The organism is Bifidobacterium thermacidophilum subsp. thermacidophilum DSM 15837 (assembly GCF_000426425.1).
In the GTDB taxonomy this organism is placed as follows: Bacteria; Actinomycetota; Actinomycetes; order Actinomycetales; family Bifidobacteriaceae; genus Bifidobacterium; species Bifidobacterium thermacidophilum.
Window position 1 is genome coordinate 223,833 of record NZ_AUFI01000007.1, and the last position, 15,688, is coordinate 239,520.

Annotated in this window: 18 protein-coding genes, 1 tRNA gene and 1 pseudogene; 12 read left to right on the plus strand and 8 right to left on the minus strand. The window is 61.2% G+C overall.

Annotated features, from left to right (window positions below; genetic code table 11):
* Positions 1-246: 246 nt before the first annotated feature.
* Positions 247-1,491, minus strand: a complete 1,245-nt coding sequence (locus K315_RS0103335; RefSeq protein ID WP_033521074.1) for a polysaccharide deacetylase family protein — start codon at positions 1,489-1,491, stop codon at positions 247-249.
* A 130-nt stretch (positions 1,492-1,621) separates the two neighbouring features.
* Here K315_RS0103335 and fbaA point away from each other — a divergent pair, with 130 nt between their 5' ends.
* Positions 1,622-2,698: a class II fructose-bisphosphate aldolase gene (gene fbaA, locus K315_RS0103340; RefSeq protein WP_029576183.1), complete on the plus strand. Its 1,077-nt coding sequence runs from the start codon at positions 1,622-1,624 to the stop codon at positions 2,696-2,698.
* A 183-nt stretch (positions 2,699-2,881) separates the two neighbouring features.
* On the plus strand, positions 2,882-3,655 hold the full coding sequence (locus tag K315_RS0103345; protein ID WP_029576184.1) for an SDR family NAD(P)-dependent oxidoreductase: 774 nt from the start codon (positions 2,882-2,884) through the stop codon (positions 3,653-3,655).
* A 1,177-nt stretch (positions 3,656-4,832) separates the two neighbouring features.
* Here K315_RS0103345 and K315_RS0103350 read toward each other — a convergent pair.
* Positions 4,833-5,660, minus strand: a complete 828-nt coding sequence (locus K315_RS0103350; RefSeq protein ID WP_029576185.1) for a hypothetical protein — start codon at positions 5,658-5,660, stop codon at positions 4,833-4,835.
* 59 nt (positions 5,661-5,719) lie between these two features.
* Here K315_RS0103350 and rpmB point away from each other — a divergent pair, with 59 nt between their 5' ends.
* The 6 genes and pseudogenes from rpmB to rpmF all read left to right on the plus strand — a co-directional run bounded on the left by rpmB (position 5,720) and on the right by rpmF (position 7,280).
* Positions 5,720-5,959 carry a 50S ribosomal protein L28 gene (gene rpmB / locus K315_RS0103355; RefSeq protein ID WP_029576186.1) on the plus strand — a complete coding sequence of 80 codons (240 nt, stop codon included), beginning with the start codon at positions 5,720-5,722 and terminating at the stop codon, positions 5,957-5,959.
* A gap of 98 nt (positions 5,960-6,057) precedes the next feature.
* Positions 6,058-6,225 carry a 50S ribosomal protein L33 gene (gene rpmG, locus K315_RS0103360; protein ID WP_029576187.1) on the plus strand — a complete coding sequence of 56 codons (168 nt, stop codon included), beginning with the start codon at positions 6,058-6,060 and terminating at the stop codon, positions 6,223-6,225.
* A gap of 1 nt (position 6,226) precedes the next feature.
* On the plus strand, positions 6,227-6,529 hold the full coding sequence (gene rpsN, locus K315_RS0103365) for a 30S ribosomal protein S14 (protein WP_029576188.1): 303 nt from the start codon (positions 6,227-6,229) through the stop codon (positions 6,527-6,529).
* A gap of 90 nt (positions 6,530-6,619) precedes the next feature.
* Positions 6,620-6,871, plus strand: a pseudogene (locus K315_RS09320) (type B 50S ribosomal protein L31); the annotation flags it as partial.
* Positions 6,872-6,990: 119 nt separating this feature from the next.
* Entirely contained in the window at positions 6,991-7,113 is a 123-nt protein-coding gene (gene ykgO / locus K315_RS0103375; protein WP_029576190.1) for a type B 50S ribosomal protein L36, read from the plus strand.
* Complete coding sequence (rpmF, locus tag K315_RS10160) at positions 7,113-7,280, plus strand: 50S ribosomal protein L32 (RefSeq protein WP_081666377.1); 168 nt, start codon at positions 7,113-7,115, stop codon at positions 7,278-7,280. Before ykgO ends, rpmF begins: the two co-directional genes overlap by 1 nt.
* Before the next feature lie 143 nt (positions 7,281-7,423).
* Here rpmF and K315_RS0103380 read toward each other — a convergent pair.
* A tRNA-Gly gene (locus K315_RS0103380) sits at positions 7,424-7,494 on the minus strand.
* Positions 7,495-7,715: 221 nt separating this feature from the next.
* Here K315_RS0103380 and K315_RS0103385 point away from each other — a divergent pair.
* From K315_RS0103385 to yddG, 4 genes are all read left to right on the plus strand, one after another.
* Positions 7,716-7,976 (plus strand): type II toxin-antitoxin system Phd/YefM family antitoxin, encoded by a 261-nt coding sequence (locus tag K315_RS0103385; RefSeq protein WP_029576191.1) that lies wholly within the window; start codon positions 7,716-7,718, stop codon positions 7,974-7,976.
* A 3-nt stretch (positions 7,977-7,979) separates the two neighbouring features.
* Positions 7,980-8,240: a Txe/YoeB family addiction module toxin gene (locus K315_RS0103390; RefSeq protein WP_029576192.1), complete on the plus strand. Its 261-nt coding sequence runs from the start codon at positions 7,980-7,982 to the stop codon at positions 8,238-8,240.
* Between the two features lie 69 nt (positions 8,241-8,309).
* Positions 8,310-8,468, plus strand: a complete 159-nt coding sequence (locus K315_RS10365) for a hypothetical protein (protein ID WP_156097814.1) — start codon at positions 8,310-8,312, stop codon at positions 8,466-8,468.
* A gap of 288 nt (positions 8,469-8,756) precedes the next feature.
* Positions 8,757-9,773, plus strand: a complete 1,017-nt coding sequence (gene yddG / locus K315_RS0103400) for an aromatic amino acid DMT transporter YddG (RefSeq protein ID WP_029576193.1) — start codon at positions 8,757-8,759, stop codon at positions 9,771-9,773.
* Positions 9,774-9,824: 51 nt separating this feature from the next.
* On the opposite strand, the gene K315_RS0103405 is transcribed toward yddG, so the two are convergent.
* The 5 genes from K315_RS0103405 to K315_RS0103430 all read right to left on the minus strand — a co-directional run bounded on the left by K315_RS0103405 (position 9,825) and on the right by K315_RS0103430 (position 15,661).
* Positions 9,825-10,235: a peptide deformylase gene (locus tag K315_RS0103405; protein WP_029576194.1), complete on the minus strand. Its 411-nt coding sequence runs from the start codon at positions 10,233-10,235 to the stop codon at positions 9,825-9,827.
* Positions 10,236-10,345: 110 nt separating this feature from the next.
* A complete protein-coding gene (locus tag K315_RS0103410; protein ID WP_029576195.1) occupies positions 10,346-11,197 on the minus strand; it encodes a phosphatase PAP2 family protein in 852 nt (283 codons plus the stop codon).
* A gap of 288 nt (positions 11,198-11,485) precedes the next feature.
* Positions 11,486-12,460 (minus strand): zinc metalloprotease HtpX, encoded by a 975-nt coding sequence (gene htpX / locus K315_RS0103415; protein WP_029576196.1) that lies wholly within the window; start codon positions 12,458-12,460, stop codon positions 11,486-11,488.
* A 250-nt stretch (positions 12,461-12,710) separates the two neighbouring features.
* The gene (locus K315_RS0103420) at positions 12,711-14,171 is read right to left on the minus strand and encodes an FAD-dependent oxidoreductase (RefSeq protein WP_029576197.1); all 1,461 of its coding nucleotides are present in this window, start codon (positions 14,169-14,171) and stop codon (positions 12,711-12,713) included.
* Between the two features lie 437 nt (positions 14,172-14,608).
* Entirely contained in the window at positions 14,609-15,661 is a 1,053-nt protein-coding gene (locus tag K315_RS0103430; RefSeq protein WP_029576198.1) for a RelA/SpoT domain-containing protein, read from the minus strand.
* Positions 15,662-15,688 lie beyond the last annotated feature (27 nt).

The following is a 15,688-nucleotide window of genomic DNA, read 5'->3' on the forward strand; positions in this document are numbered from 1 at the left end:
CTCCTAGCGGCGGGCACTGCCAGCTCGCAACAGCGTCCACAGACACCTACACACCCCTCCTCTTCCTTCTGCCGACGCTTACGGAACTCTCATCGTCGGTAGAAACAGAACCACAACCCACAACTGACGCTCACACGGTCCTCAGTGTCGGCAGAAGCAGAAATCTGACCTCTTGCCGACACTCAATTCGTCACGCACTGCGTGACCAATTCGTCGGGCAACGCCCACAAGCACCCGCCGCACCACCTACTTCTTCGCGTTGCCGTCCTCATCAGCCAGCGGGGCGGCGCTGATGCCGGCGAGTTTGAGCAGACCGCTGATGGTCACGAACTCGTAGCCTTGCGCTTTCAAATCGTCAATAATGCCGGGCAGGGCCTGAATATCCTGGTCGCGGTTGCCGCCGCCGTCGTGCATGAGCACCACCGCGCCGTTGTACGCGTGGTTGAGCACCGCGTCATGGATCGCTTGAGCGCCAGGGCGCCGCCAATCCTCCGTGTCGATGCTCCACAGCACGTTGTAGTCGACCAGATCGTACACGTCCTTCCACTGGTCCACCGTGAACGAGCCGTACGGCGAGCGCATCATGCGCGTGCTCACGCCGGATGCTTTCTTCATGTTGGCGAATCCGGCGGTGATTTCCGCCCGCAACGCGTCCCGCTTCATCTTCGGCATAAACGGGTGCGTGTTGCTGTGGCTGGCCACTTCATGGCCTTCCGCGACCATCCGCTTCTCCAAAGCCGGGTACTGCACCGAATACTGGCCCACGTCGAAGAACGTCGCCTTCACGCCCTTTTGCTTGAGAATGTCGAGAATCGGAGCGGTGTACTGATCGCTCGGACCGTCATCAAACGTCAGCGCAATGACCTTATGACCTTGCGGACGCGGCGATACGCCGACAATCTGGGCATCAACCGGTTGAGCAATAACCCGCTTCGTGATGCGTCTCTTGGAGATATCGCCGACCCAAATCTCGCGCTTACCGTCTTTGCCGCGCGTTTTCACCATCTGGATGACGCTGCCCTTGATATTAACCGATACAGTATAGGGAATCGGCGCATAGTCGATCGCGTGCCCCTCGGCCACATCTCCTCCCGACTTCACGGAAATATCAGCGTTGCCGGAAAACCGGGTATTGCCCCAATCCGCAGGGTCAATCACGCTGCCGTCAACCCTCAATTCCGCCGGATGTCCGCCATACTTCTTGATGACGCTACCGTCCACCGCCAGCAGCCGACCGGGATGGGTGCCGAAATCGTCATGGTCTTTCAACAGTTGTTTCGCCGTGGTCCCCACGGAAATCTCCGCCTGCCGCCCGTTGACGAATACGATGATATGACGCAATCTGGCCTCCCAAGCCCACGCACTCGCGCACACCACAACCAGCGCCACGACAATCAGCACGGCAATCAGCTTGCCGACCCACAGGTGGCGTTTGCGTTCGCTCGCGCCGGTGGCACTGTCGCCGAACGAGAGTTCTTCTACTTCCTTCATGGCCCTTCCATCCTGACGATCCTGATACGGTATTGTCACACACACCCGCCCGTTTGTGTAGCACCTCATGCAAAAACAACACACCGGGTTCGAAACGCGAATCCGGCACCCCCTGAGCGATAATGGAATCATGACTATTGCAACCCCTGAACGGTATGCCAAGATGCTCGATGCGGCGCGTCGCGGCGGCTATGCTTACCCCGCTATCAACGTGACCAGCACGCAGACGTTGAACGCCGCGCTGCAAGGCCTGGCCGACGCCGAGTCTGACGGCATCATCCAAGTGTCCGTAGGCGGGTCCGCCTACTTCTCCGGGCAGCGGGTCAACGACCGGGTCACCGGGTCGCTCGCATTCGCCGCGTTCGCGCACGAGGTCGCCGCGAAATACCCGAACACGGTCGCACTGCACACCGACCATTGCGCCAAACAGTATCTGGACGAGTGGGTGCGGCCGTTGCTTGCCATCGAAGCGGATCAGGTGGCGCATGGCAAAGAGCCGTCATTCCAGTCGCATATGTGGGACGGCTCGACGGTCCCGCTCGCCGAAAACCTTGATATCGCCGAGGAACTGCTCGCCAAGTCGGTCGCCGCACATACGGTGCTGGAAATCGAGATCGGCGCGGTCGGCGGCGAGGAAGACGGGCAGCGCGCCGAAATCAACGAGAAACTGTATTCGACGCCAGCGGACGGCGTGACCGTCGCTCAACGACTCGGATTGGGCGAAAACGGGCGCTACATGGCCGCGTTCACCTTCGGCAACGTGCATGGCGCGTACAAGCCGGGTGTCGTCAAACTGCGGCCGGAACTGCTGGGCGATATTCAGAACGAGGTCGCCGCAGCCGTGGCGGACGGTCGGATCGCCGGGCATGCCGCAGGGCGTGGATTCGCGGGAGAAGTGCCTGAAAACAAGCCGTTCCCGCTGGTGTTCCACGGCGGCTCCGGGTCCAGCGCCGAGGAAATCGCCGAAGCGGTGAGCCACGGCGTTGTCAAGATGAACATCGATACCGACACGCAGTACGCGTTCACGCGGGCGATTGCCGGACACATGTTCGCGCATTATGACGGCGTGCTCAAGATCGACGGCGAAGTAGGCGACAAGAAGTTCTACGATCCGCGCTCGTGGGGGCGTGAAGCCGAGGACTCGATGGCGCGGCGCGTGGTCGAAGCGTGCGAGCAGCTCGGGTCGGCGGGGCGGCGGCTCAAGTAGGCCGGATGGTGTTGGGATTGCGCGCCGGCGCGTCCACGTGTCCCGTTCGCGCGTCCCGTCAACCTTCTGCCGACGCTGAGACGACCGTCAGCGTCGGCAGAAGCGGAATCATAACCAACTGCCGACGCTGAGATGACTGTGAATGTCGGCAGAGGCAGGATATCAACCAGCAAAGGAGCTGCAATGAAGGCAATCGTCACCGGAGCGTCGAGCGGATTGGGCCGCGACATGGCGCTGTATCTCGCCGAACTCGGGTATGATCTTGCGCTCGTGGCACGCAATCAGGCGCGTCTGGACAACGTAACGCAAGAAGCGCAACGAATCGCGGCGGCACACGGCAAAACTATCACGGTCGAAACTGTCACGCTCGACCTGTCGCAACGCAGCGCGTGCGAGCAACTGTTCGCGCGCTACCGCGACGAACGCATCGATCTGCTCGTCAACAACGCCGGATTCGGCCTGTTCGGCGACTTCACCGACACCCCGCTGGACCGCGAGCTCGAAATGATCAACCTCAACGTGGTCTCCTACCACGTGCTCACCAAACTGTTCGTCCGCAAGTTCAGGCGCGACGGGCACTGCCGGCTGCTCAACGTGTGCAGCGCCGCCGGATTCCTCGCCGGACCGCGGCTCGCCACCTACTACGCGACCAAGAATTACACACTCAAACTCACGCTGGCCGTAGCGCAGGAGCTTCGGCGCGACCGCGTTCCCGTCACCGTGAGCGCGCTATGCCCTGGACCGGTCGACACGCATTTCAACGCGACCGCGGGCGGGGAATTCCTCACGCCGGGCGCATCCAGCCGCACGGTTGCGCGATACGCGATCGACAAGACGCTGGCCGGCAAGCTCATCATCGTGCCGACCTGGCAGATGAAAGCCGGGCTGTTCGCCGCCCGGTTCCTGCCGTGGAGTGCGCAACTGCGGATCATGGACCGGTACGATCGCGGGCGGTGAGGGCACGGGCGCGGCTGAAGCCACCACGGCGGGTGAGGCGAGGCTGAGACTGAGGTGAGAGACCGGAATCCGCGGGATTCGTCACCTGCCGCAGATTCTGTCGGGTTCTGTCGGGTTACGCATACCGGGACATACGCAACCCGCGGAATCGTCGACCGAACCGTTCTCCCCCGCGCCATCTGCCTCATCCTGTATGTCGCGACATGCGCAATCCGACGGATGCCCTACCGGACAACCCCATCCACACACCACCCGCCCCACCACGCATGCCCCAACATACGCAACGTGCGAGATTCCCCACCGAACCGTCTTCAATCCGAAACATCCACCGGATTACGCACGCCGGGACATACGCGACGTGCGTAATCCCGCACCGAACCGTCCCCAACCCGGGACGCCCACCGGGTTACGCATGTCTTGGCATACGCAACCCGACAGACCCACCAGTCGAACAGGTCTCTTCCATACCCATCCGTCTCATTCTGTACGTCACGGCATACGCCGCGGCACAATCACGTTGCGGCACGATCACGAACAGACCGTCAGGACGGCAGGCTCGACCCACCGTGCGAGGATCCGCTCACACAGCGGCACCCCAGGGACCAATATCAACCAGCCCAGCCCCACCCTAAATCACCGTGTGAGGATTCGCTCACACAACAGACAGTGCGACCCACCCGAACCGGCAAACCCGACGGCCCCAACCGTGCCCATGTGAGGACCGGCTCACACAACGACACCTACATCGACCAAAACACCCAGTCCCCCTACCAATAACGGGCCCTCATGTGAGCATCGACTCACACAGTGACGTCCCCAGACCACCCGAACCCGCCGACGCTCCACCGCCACAGGCCATCATGTGAAAACCCACTCACACAACGGGGACTTCGGCGGCGCAAACCGGGCAGTCGGGCAGAGAAAGCCGTCGTCGTGCGAGGATCCGCTCACACGACGACACCCCGAGCGACTCCAATCAACCCACTTCCCGTCGCAGCAGGTCACCATGCGAGGAATCACTCACACAGCGGGCAAGAACAGGAAGCGGACAAGCAGAAAGCAGACAAGCGGGCACCGGCAGCCATCAACCTATCCGTCGCCCGCTCGTCCCACGGCGCTTTCGCCTGTTGCCCGCCACCCCGCCAAAGCCAACGCGACCATCGCGCCTTTCAACGCTTCAGACCCGTACCCGCGACGGCGTGCACACGTCCCCAATCAGCGCGTGCAGGTCGGTGCAGTGGGCATCCGGGTGAATGGTGGCGGCCGGGTCGGCGAGCGCGGTGACGATTGCGGACAGCCGTGCGGTTTCGTCGGCATCTTGCCTAGGTGACATAGCCGCGCCGCCCAAGGCCACACCGCCCAAGCCCGCACCACCATCCGCCGCGAGCGTCGGCAACACGAGTATGTGCGCGGCTTCGCGGATGAGCCGCGCCTGCACAACGCCAGTCGAGCGTGAGTCGAGTACGGCGTCGTCGTCTGTCGTTCCGGCGATAACAAGCCGGTCGTCGTCGAAGAGCCTTGATTCGAAGCCGTCCAGTCCGACCGCCGTGGCGACATGGATGGTGTCGATCGCGCACGGCAGGTCGCCCAGCATCGAGCTGTCCGCAAGATATTGCGCGACCGCGGTTCCCTCGACACCGACCGGCAGCACGGCCAGCACGGCTCCGGACCATTCGGGGGCCGCGTTCATCACACGTACGAGGTCGTGCTTGCACGCGCAGGTCAGGCAGCAGTCGTCCATGGGGAACATGGTGGTGTCGCCGCCGAGCAGATTGTTGTCGTTTTCAGGCTCGCAGACGGTTCTAACCAGGGACAAACCGGTGGGCGAGGCGGGGTCGGGGGTTACATCGTAGGTGGCGACGCGAATAGCCGGGCGGGAATCCGCCAGGGAGAAGGCGACGGCGTCGATGGCGAGGCGGTCGACTCCAGTCAGCAGGACGAGGCTGACGCGTGGGGTTCCGGCTTCGGCGTTTCCCCATGATGGCAACGATGGATGGCGTGGCATGGCACGACCTTTCTGCAATCACTTGACGATAATGATTCTCAATATCTATAATGAGGCACATGAGCAACTATTGTCAAGTCCTCGGCACCCACGCCGGCAAGGGCAACACCGTATCCCATTCGCACCGGAAAACCCGCCGCCGCTTCGAACCGAACCTGCAGCGCAAACGCTATTTCGTGCCGTCGCTCGGCCGGCGCGTCACCCTCACGCTGACACCGCGCGGCATGAAAACCATCGAAAGGCACGGCATCGATGCGGTCGCCGCCCGGCTGATCGCCAACGGCGAGATACGCCTGTAGCCCGCAGCCCTGCCCAACGCCGCGGAAACGCAACGGCACAGGAACGCGGGAACAACAGAACGACACCCCAGAAAACACCCAAAAAGAAAGGAAGCCCCATGGCCAAAACCACCGATATCCGCCCGGTCATCACCCTACGATCAACCGCAGGTACCGGATCGACCTACACGACAACCAAGAACCGCCGCAATACGCCAGATCGCCTCGAACTGCTGAAATTCGACCCCGCGCTGCGCAGGCGCGTGATGTTCCGGGAGGTCCGCTGATATGGCCAAACGCAGCCTCATCGCCAAACAACGGCAACGCGAACGCATAGTCGCGGCATACGCCGAACGGCGGGCGGCGTACCGGCACGATTCGGTCGACCCGCGTCTGCCCCCGGAAGCACGCGCCGAAGCAATGCGCCGGCTGCACGCGCTCCCCCGCGACGCCAGCCCCACGCGGCTGCGCAACCGTGACGCCATCGACGGGCGGCCGCGCGCATTCAACCGGCGATTCGGCCTGTCACGCATCAATCTGCGCGACAAAGCCCATCGCGGCGAACTGCCAGGCGTCGTGAAATCAAGCTAGTAGCAGCCTACCGGGCACGCGTCGCCGCCCACCGATCCGGCGACCCCACAATCAACCCTCAACCAGCCCCCAACCACCGACAGGAGAACCATGAAACCAGATATCCACCCGACATACGGGCCGGTCGTATTCCGCGACCAGACCACAGGCGAGACCTTCCTGACCCGCTCCACGCTCGCCGGGCAGGCCAAGCGGATGCCCTCCATCACCTGGACCGACGGGGCCACCTACCCGCTGGTCAACGCGGATGTGACCAGCGCATCTCACCCGTTCTACACCGGCAAAGCCGTCGTCCTCGATTCCGCAGGGCAAGTGCAGCGATTCCGCAGACGATACGGGAAATACGGTCCCGCCGGCGATCAAACCGACAGCGTCAGCACGAACGACGGCGGTGACGCCGACAGCAACAGCAGCAACGGCAACGTCAGCGGCAACACCACCAACAAGAAAGGCGCACGCCCATGAAAGTCAAGTCATCCATCCGTTCCCTCCTGCGCAAAGACGGCTCAACCCTCGTGCGCCGACGCGGGCACATCTACGTCATCAACAAGAAGAACCCCCGATGGAAAGCGAGGCAAGGCTGATGGCCACGCCGAAATACCGCATGTCACGCTCGAGGACCCGTTCACGGCGAGCGCACTGGAAAGCCAAATCTGAACAGCCCATTGAAGTGACGATGCCCGACGGGACCGTACTACAGGTGCCGCAGCGACTCGCAGCGGCGGCACGACGCGGGTATCCGCTGCGCTGATCGCGCTCGCCTGATCGCCTGCTCGCCTGATCGCCTTCTCGAACCGGTTACGCCGACGCCTTGCCCGGCGCAACCGGTTTAAGAAAGCGGGAGTCGTCATGATACGAAAAATCGCGGCACCAAGCCGGTACCGCGATCGCGAGAGCGGATGACGGGAGTCGAACCCGCCTCTGAAGCTTGGGAAGCTTCCATTCTACCGATGAACTACATCCGCAGATGCACAGCAAAGCCGCACATACAAATAAGCACTTTACCACAGCGCGCCGATTTGCGCATCCTGTCCGCGCGGGACCATGGCAGCCGGCATTTCATCGTCAACGCTTCACCAGCCGGCACCACTTGGTCAATCCAAGACTTGCTGCGCACCGACCTCCCTGATATGCTGTACAGTATTCTGTACAGCATATCAGGGAGGAACACAAGGAAAGGACGAAGATGGTCACCGCAGTCGCCTACACGAACTTCCGCAAAGATCTGAAATCCTACATGCGCCGGGTCAACGATGACGCGGATATGCTGCTGGTGACGAACAAGGATGAACATGACAACGTTGTTGTCATGAGCGCTTCCGATTACGATTCCCTCATGGAGACGCTCCGGGTGTACCAGAATCAGTATCTGCACAACAAAGTTCAACGCGGCATGGAGCAGATTCGCGAAGGGGCAGCCGTCCGGCACGACATCACCAAGGATTGACCCATGCTCCGTTGGACGGATGGCGCCTGGGAAGATTACCTGCATTGGCAGTCCCAAGACAGGCGCACGCTGAAACGAATCAATGCCCTCATCCGGGACGCGCAACGCTCACCGTTCGAGGGCATTGGCAAGCCGGAGCCGCTGAAATCCGGACTCGAAAGCGTATGGGACAGACGCATCGACTCAGCGAACCGGCTGATTTATATGGTCACGGAGGGCGACCTGTGCATCCTGTCCGCGCGGGACCACTACCCGGGACGCTGACGCCGCCACCGAACCTCTAGGACTATCGTCGCAAGAGCACAACATCTGGAGGGACACATGGAGGGACACATGAACAAAGGCCTGTTCATCGCGCAGATCGCACTCGGTATATTGCTGATCGTCTTCGGCGTCAGGGGTCACGACGTTCCGATTATCATCATCGCGGCGGCCGGCATGATTCTTGACGCCATCGGCTGGTGGTGGCAGTCGCGTACCAAACGGCAGTAACACGATACGGCTCGTCCGGCCGTTCTTCCGACTGGGTGTCTCCGCGTTCGCCTGGCTGTTCGCCCGATTATTCGCCCGATTGTTCGTCTGCCGGTCGAGTCGCCGTCACCCGGCGTGCACACCCGGGCGGTACAGTGGCCCTAGCAATATGCAGGCGGTCTTGTTCCGCTCCAACATACGCTCCGCACACCCGCCCGGCACCGAGTGCCCGATATCGAGTGCCGGGTGCCGGACAACGGGCGTCGAACGAGACCGCACTTCCAGCAATCCCTATGGAGATCCCCAGCCATGACGAACCACACTACTGACGCCGCCAGAAACCCGCTGCTCGGGCATGCGATTTCACATGGCGGCACGGTGATCGGTTTGTTCGCCATCGTGTTGTGGGGATTCATGGCCGGGCTCATGCGGCTCGCCGCGGACGCGTTCGGAGCCACGCTCGGCGCCGCCCTGGTCTACACGGCCGGTGGTGTCATGCTGCTGCTCACCCGCCGTCCGAAACCGCTTTCCCAAGCGCCCCGCCGCTACCTGCTGCTCGGCGGCATCATGTTCGTCACATACGAAGCCTCGATTTCCCTGTCCATCGGACTCGCCACCACCGCCGAGCAATCCGTTGAAGTCAGCCTCGTCAACTACCTGTGGCCGACCCTGCTGGTCCTGTTTACAGCGGCGCTGTCCAAACGGCAAGGCGCGGTCTGGCAGGCCTTGCCGGGAGCCATCATCGCAACCGTCGGCGTGGCGATGGCGGTGGGCGGCAACAGTCTGGACGTGCAGTCGGCGCTGCGCAATATCTCGTCGAATCCGCTGCCGTTCATTCTGGCGTTCGCCGGCGCTCTGATCTGGGCGGTGTACGCGGCGATCACGCCGAGCATGTCCGGCGGCTACGACGGCACGACGGTCTTTTTCTGCTGCGTGGCAGTCACCCAATGGGTCATTCACTTCATTTCCGGCGACGGGATGCCCGCGCAGGCTCCCGGGATTGGCGGCTATCTTGCGTTGATTGCGTGCGCCGTGTCGATTGCCGGCGGATACGCGTGCTGGGGGTACGGCATGCTGCACGGCAATATGGAAACGCTGGCAGTCGGATCCTATGCGACGCCGGTGTTTTCGACCGCGTCCAGCACCCTGCTGTTGGGTGTCGCGCTTGGGCTGCCGTTCTGGATTGGCGTGGTGCTTGTGGTCACCGGCTCCCTGCTCAACGTGTGGTTCTCGCGACGGGCGCGGACGAAACGGGTGCCGGGGACGACGAACGCCGCTGACGCGATGGATTCGGCTGGCGCGGCGAGCACGGCTGACCGGCAGTGAATGAGGATTTGCTCACACAACGGCAACAACCGACAACAACCGCCGCCGAGCTCACACCAGGATGCCGTCGAGGTGGTCGACCTCGTGCTGGATGATCTGTGCAACCCATCCGGCGTAGCTGGTCACATGCCTGTGGAAGGCGTCATCCTGCCAGGCGACGGTGATGTTTTCGTAGCGCTTGACCCGCGTCACGCCTTCCAGCGACACGCATCCCTCCTTCGTGAGGTACATTCCGGAACGCTTGATAATGACCGGGTTGACCATAATGACGTCTTTTTCACCCATCGTAACGATGATGATGCGCGTCAAACTGCCGATCATGTTGCCGGCCATGCCGACGCAATCGTCATGATGCGCGGCGAGAGTGTCGCGCAGGTCCGCGATAACCGCCGCATCGTCCGCCGTCGCGGGCGCTGATTTCCGGGCGAGGAACGTCCTGTCCTTCACGATGTCACGCTGCATGATATCTCCTGTCCAAAGCCTTGTGCCGATTGGCGTCTGCCATCATACCGGCAGCCGCCGATGCCGCCGGTATCACCGATGTCGCGATACAGCCAACGCACTCGCACCGCTCACCGCGCGGGATCGCACAGCCGGTACACGCACCACACGAGAACCGGCGTCAACACTAGCGATGTGCACACATCGGTCGGGTAGTGCACGCCGTAAATCACGCGGGACAACGCGACGACGAACGGCACAACGGCCAGAATGACCGTCAGCACGGTCCGCAGAACACGCCAGATGAGCGGCGGTCGCGACGATTGCGGTGCCGTATCAGCCAGTCCGCGGGAATCCTTGATTCGCACATCGATGACCTGCAACGCGAACAGCGCGAGCGACACGACCACCACCGAGCATGCGGTATGCCCGCTGGGGAAGCTCGGGTCGGGCATCAATGCGCCGCGGGCAGTGCTGGGCCGCGGCCTGTCAACAATCGTCTTGATAAGGCCGACGACCGCCATCGGCAACGCAGCCATAGCCAGCCCCCGCAACATCTGACCGGCGCTGCGCGTTACCGCCCAAATCACGCCAAGCAGCACGACAATCACCGGCACGGCCACCACCGCGGAGAAGCATACGGCGATGGTGTGCGCGGCCGGAACGAACGCCACCCAACGTGCGTCTGCGGCAAGAATCAGCCGCATTTCCGCGACATGGTCCGCCGTATTGGACCGCAATATCAGACCTTCGACGATGGCGAGCGCAACGACCGCAAGCGCGAGCGATACAATGCCAATTGACGTTCGGTGGCGCGAAATCGCATGCGTGGCGGACTGTACTGCGGTCTGCCCGGTCGCGACACCGATAGCGGCGTCATCAATTGCAACGTCATTGATCGCAACATCATTGATCGCAACATCGCCGGGGAGTCCTTGGATGTCTTGGGATTCTTGAACTTCCTGTCGCCAAGTTTGAGCCACGGCCGAATCCTTTCATCCACATTCGCTGTCATTGCGTGCGTCTGCCGGTCAAGATGGCAGCGGCACGAACACGAGCCATCTAGCATACCATCGAAGAAATCGCCGGAACGCGATAATCGACTCGCCGGCACCAAGCCGTCACAACCGCCTGATTCTCAGCGTTGGGACAAGCTTCTGCCGACGGTGGGATAGGTTTCAGTGTCGGTATCGGCTTCTACCGACGTTCAGCACACCATCAACGTCGACAGAAGGTTCTGACGATGCCCGGCACCACCTTACCGTCGATAGTCAGCGGCCGTACTGGGAGTAAGCGGGCTGGGCGGTCTGCTGGTAGGGCACCTGCGGGGTCTCGCCCGGCATGGTGACGGCGGCGCCGTGCATTTCGTGGGCCATCTGCATCAGCCGGTTGATGCGGTCGGCGGTCGGCGGATGGGTGGAAAAGAGCTTCTGGAAGCCTTCCTCGCTGAACGGGCTTTCAATCATCATGGCTGCGGTGCTTTGATTTCCAGCGGTCGCGGCCATCGGGTACTCCTTGACGCCGTACGAAATCTTGTACAGCGCGGATGCGAGCGCCTCAGGGTCTCCGGTCAGCTTGCTGCCGTCCTCATCGGCGTCGTACTCGCGCGTCCGGGAGATCGCAAGCTGGATCAGCGACGCCCCGATCGGCGCGAGAATCGCGCTGAGAATAACCCCCAGGAAGCCGAGCGGCCCGGAATCGCGGTCATCGTCATCGCCACCGCCGAAATACATGAGCGCATAGCCGAGATATGTGATGACCGTCGCCATGGCGGATGCAATGGCCGAGGTGAGAATGTCGTGGTTGTACACGTGCATAAGCTCGTGGCCGAGCACACCGCGCAGTTCGCGCTCGTTGAGGATCTGCAGGATGCCTTGCGTGCAGCAGACGGCGGCGTGATGCTCGTTACGACCGGTCGCGAAGGCGTTGGGGCTCATGGTCGGCGCGATGTAGATACGCGGCATGGGCTTGCCGGCGCGGGCGGACAGTTCACGCACGATCCGGTACAGTTCAGGTGCTTCCTGCTCGGAGACATGACGCGCGCCCATCGATGCGATGGAGATGCGATCCGAAAACCAGTATGAGATGAATGTGCTGGCCACACCGATGACGAGATACACCCCCAGTGTGTCCTGACTCGCACCGGTCAGCCACCAAATCAGCATGATGATTGCCCACATCAGCCCAAACAGAAAGACTGTTTTCAAGCCGTTGCAGTGACCATGCACCTTCATGTTGTCGTTCATGGTGTTCACACTAAAAGCCGTCGCTGAGCTTTTTCTGAATACGCGCTTGATGGACGGCACGTCATACCTCCGGATAGCGCGATGACGGTGTCGCAACATTCGAAAAACGTTGCGGCACCGCCGTTTCTTGGCTTCGCTGATTGGGCTGCGCGATGCTACGCCTTCAGCTCAGCGTGCAGCGTACCGGGGCTGCCGGCGTTACCAGCAACGTTGTTCAGCCCGCGATACCCGATCTGCGTACTCGGTAATGTCACTCAGCGTGAGCGAGCGCGCGCATCTGCTCAGGCTCGATGACCTTCTTGTGTTCGCGGCCTTCTTTCGCGCCTTCGGAGCGTTCGAACGCGTCAATCCGCTTCCAACCGGCGAAATCAATCGGCTTAACACCGCGCTCGGCAAGCAGGCGGTCGATGGATTCGGGGTCACGGTCGGGGGCGATGCGGCCACCCTCGGCGGCCTTCGACAGGTCCTCAAGCATATTGGTGACGATCATCAGGGCGTCGGACTTCGTGGAGCCGATCAGGCCCACCGGACCGCGCTTCGCCCAGCCGGTCGCGTACAGGCGGTCGCGCACGTCGCCGCCATCAGCCTCGGTGGTGATACGGCCGTCGCCGCCTGCGTTCGCCAAGTGCGCGTGACGCTCGTCATACGCAATACCGGGCGCAGTAGCCGGCTGATAGCCGATGGCATGGTACACGGCCTGCACGGGGTAGTCGGTGAACTCGCCGGTGCGGTGCATCACACCGTCGGCACCGGTTTCCGTACGTTCCACGCGGATCGCCTTGACCTTGCCGTCCTCGCCGAGCACCTCGGTCGGCGCAGAATTGAAGTGTACGTAGTACTTGCGATCCGCCGGGTTGCCTTCGAAATCGACGTCGCCGTCATCTTCCATGTCTTCGGCCATTTCGCGGATCGCGTACAGTTCCTCGACCATCTGACGGGTCAGCTTGTTCTTGCCGACTTCCTCGATGGTGTCGTCATCAAGTTCGAAATCGTCCTCGTTGATAATCAGCTGGACGCCCGGCAACTTCTCCATCTCGCGCAACTCCTGCACGGAGAACTTCGCCTGCGCGACGCCACGACGGATGAACAGGTGCAGTTCGCGCGCCTTGTTGCCCTTGATACCCTCGTACACGTTGTCGGGGATGTCGGTGCGGGCCTTGAGGTCGTCAGCGTTGCGCATGAGCTCGCGAGCGACGTCCATCGCCACGTTGCCGCCGCCGATTACGGCGACCTGCTGCGCGTCCAGCGGCCACGTGCGGGCGCCGGTGGGGTAGCCGTCGTACCATTCGACGAATTTCGCAGCGCCATATACGCCGTCCAGGTCCGCGCCGGGCAGGTTCAGCGGCTTGTCCTTGACCGCGCCGGTCGCGAAGAGCACGGCGTCATAGCGCTGCAACAGATCGTCCAGTGTGACGTCCTTACCGAACTCCACATCGCAATACAGGTGGATGTCAGGATTGTCAAGGGTTTTCTCGAGCGCATCCGCAATGAATTTGATGCTCGGATGGTCCGGGGCCACACCGTAGCGCACCAGGCCGAAAGGCACCGGAAGCTTCTCGAACAAGTCGATACGGGCGACCGTGCCCACGCCGAGCTTCTCGCCTTCCTTGCGCAGCTGGCGCAGGAAGATATCCGACGAATAGACGCCTGCCGGGCCGGCGCCGATCACTGCAATCCGCAGTCCATTCTTGTCATCATGTTGGTCAACCATGCGTTCCAGCCTAACGCAACCTCGGTAATTGCGGAAGATGTACGAGTGCCGTGCAACCGGCCGATTACACCACGGACCGATAGAGAGCGCCCGAGCAGGATTCCGTCACAAAACTGCCCGCCGTGCGATCAATCAATCACACGACGGGCAGATACCGAGACAAAGCAAGAGAATTCCTTAGGCACCCCGCCCGCCGTGCGACCAGCCGGTTACACAACAAGCAGATAGAAAGGCAACAAGGAAGGATTCCCAAATAACCTGTCACATGCGCCCCAACAATCGCACCAAGCACTCATCGCGGCATGAAGAAGCCAAATCCAACTCGATGTCGCGCACTCACCAAATGAGGAACAACGAACATAATCTGGCACACTTCGCGGAATTCACCACCGCCCAGGAATCATAATATCAACATGAAATCCCGGCGAAGTGGTCTGTCATTGAATGAAATCCTTCACCCGCATGACAAATTCCTGCACATTGGATGAGTAGTTTGGATAGGCGAGTTTCAACTGATCGGGATTCTGCGCATAGACAAGGACCACATTGTCGAACAGAGTCGACTCATTGACCTTACTGGCGTTCTCGGCATTCTGATAAGCACGGATTGCAGTATCAAGTGCACCCGCAGAAAACACGCTCATGTTGAGGATTTGCTCGGCACGAGAGAACTCCAACAGATACAGTCCTGTCCCTTCAGCATGCACTTTCTCGGACCACGGCACCGGAAAAACCGTGTCGCTTGATGCTTCGAGGTCATCCAACAACGTCATGAAACCGGGTGTTGAACGGATTGTCTCGGCAATTGTGTCTCTGTCCACGCCTTCGAACCCTGCAGGTATCGATGTCCCCTCCTCTATTGCAAAGGCTGCGGATGCAATACGGAGGAAGTCGCGTATGCGTTTCTCTGTTTCGGAGAGACTCTCCTCAGGCTTTGGCGTCTTGAGATCGAGGCTGTATATTTCTCCGGTGGCTTCCACAGTCGTCGCCCAGTAGTGCTGAAGCTTTGTGCGAATCTGTATCTCAACACGGTAGAGAAGAGGATTCTTTCCTTCACCGGCTTGGATTTGAACGACATCGTGGTAACTTCGATATCCACTGGGCTCCGGATACTCGATATAGTTCTTAGGCTGCTTGGCGTTCGGGAATAAGTCATGCATCCGCTGGCAGGCATCCTCCAGCTGACGCATGTCATCGACGATGAGCCTGCAACCGCCAATGTCATCAATGGCACCAAGCTCGAAGGCGTTGCCATGGCGTTTCAGCTTGGACAAGATCGACGGCTGACGCTTTAATCGATACGTCGCCACGCTGCCTGGAAATTCCTTGGAAATCTTGAGAAGACGCCGGAAGCTCTCCTGGGTCGGAACAATGTGCTGCTCCCTCCACTGGAGCATGACTGCCAGCGCGTTCTGATACTCTTGCGACTCCGGTGAGCAGTCGCGCAAAGCGTTTCCCGCAACTGTCGCTTTCCTGCGGCTTACGTCCATCTTCACCTCCGGCTCAACAACTTGTCT

Excerpts from the sequence above, each read along its gene's own strand:
- rpsN (WP_029576188.1), top strand. The coding sequence starts at position 6,227 with ATGGCCAAACGCAGCCTCATCGCCAAACAACGGCAACGCGAACGCATA.
- fbaA (WP_029576183.1), top strand. The coding sequence starts at position 1,622 with ATGACTATTGCAACCCCTGAACGGTATGCCAAGATGCTCGATGCGGCG.
- K315_RS0103385 (WP_029576191.1), top strand. The coding sequence starts at position 7,716 with ATGGTCACCGCAGTCGCCTACACGAACTTCCGCAAAGATCTGAAATCC.
- K315_RS0103405 (WP_029576194.1), bottom strand. The coding sequence starts at position 10,235 with ATGCAGCGTGACATCGTGAAGGACAGGACGTTCCTCGCCCGGAAATCA.
- K315_RS0103345 (WP_029576184.1), top strand. The coding sequence starts at position 2,882 with ATGAAGGCAATCGTCACCGGAGCGTCGAGCGGATTGGGCCGCGACATG.
- ykgO (WP_029576190.1), top strand. The coding sequence starts at position 6,991 with ATGAAAGTCAAGTCATCCATCCGTTCCCTCCTGCGCAAAGACGGCTCA.
- K315_RS0103335 (WP_033521074.1), bottom strand. The coding sequence starts at position 1,491 with ATGAAGGAAGTAGAAGAACTCTCGTTCGGCGACAGTGCCACCGGCGCG.
- htpX (WP_029576196.1), bottom strand. The coding sequence starts at position 12,460 with ATGAACGACAACATGAAGGTGCATGGTCACTGCAACGGCTTGAAAACA.
- rpmG (WP_029576187.1), top strand. The coding sequence starts at position 6,058 with ATGGCCAAAACCACCGATATCCGCCCGGTCATCACCCTACGATCAACC.
- K315_RS0103390 (WP_029576192.1), top strand. The coding sequence starts at position 7,980 with ATGCTCCGTTGGACGGATGGCGCCTGGGAAGATTACCTGCATTGGCAG.
- rpmB (WP_029576186.1), top strand. The coding sequence starts at position 5,720 with ATGAGCAACTATTGTCAAGTCCTCGGCACCCACGCCGGCAAGGGCAAC.
- K315_RS10365 (WP_156097814.1), top strand. The coding sequence starts at position 8,310 with ATGAACAAAGGCCTGTTCATCGCGCAGATCGCACTCGGTATATTGCTG.
- K315_RS0103350 (WP_029576185.1), bottom strand. The coding sequence starts at position 5,660 with ATGCCACGCCATCCATCGTTGCCATCATGGGGAAACGCCGAAGCCGGA.
- yddG (WP_029576193.1), top strand. The coding sequence starts at position 8,757 with ATGACGAACCACACTACTGACGCCGCCAGAAACCCGCTGCTCGGGCAT.
- K315_RS0103420 (WP_029576197.1), bottom strand. The coding sequence starts at position 14,171 with ATGGTTGACCAACATGATGACAAGAATGGACTGCGGATTGCAGTGATC.
- rpmF (WP_081666377.1), top strand. The coding sequence starts at position 7,113 with ATGGCCACGCCGAAATACCGCATGTCACGCTCGAGGACCCGTTCACGG.
- K315_RS0103430 (WP_029576198.1), bottom strand. The coding sequence starts at position 15,661 with ATGGACGTAAGCCGCAGGAAAGCGACAGTTGCGGGAAACGCTTTGCGC.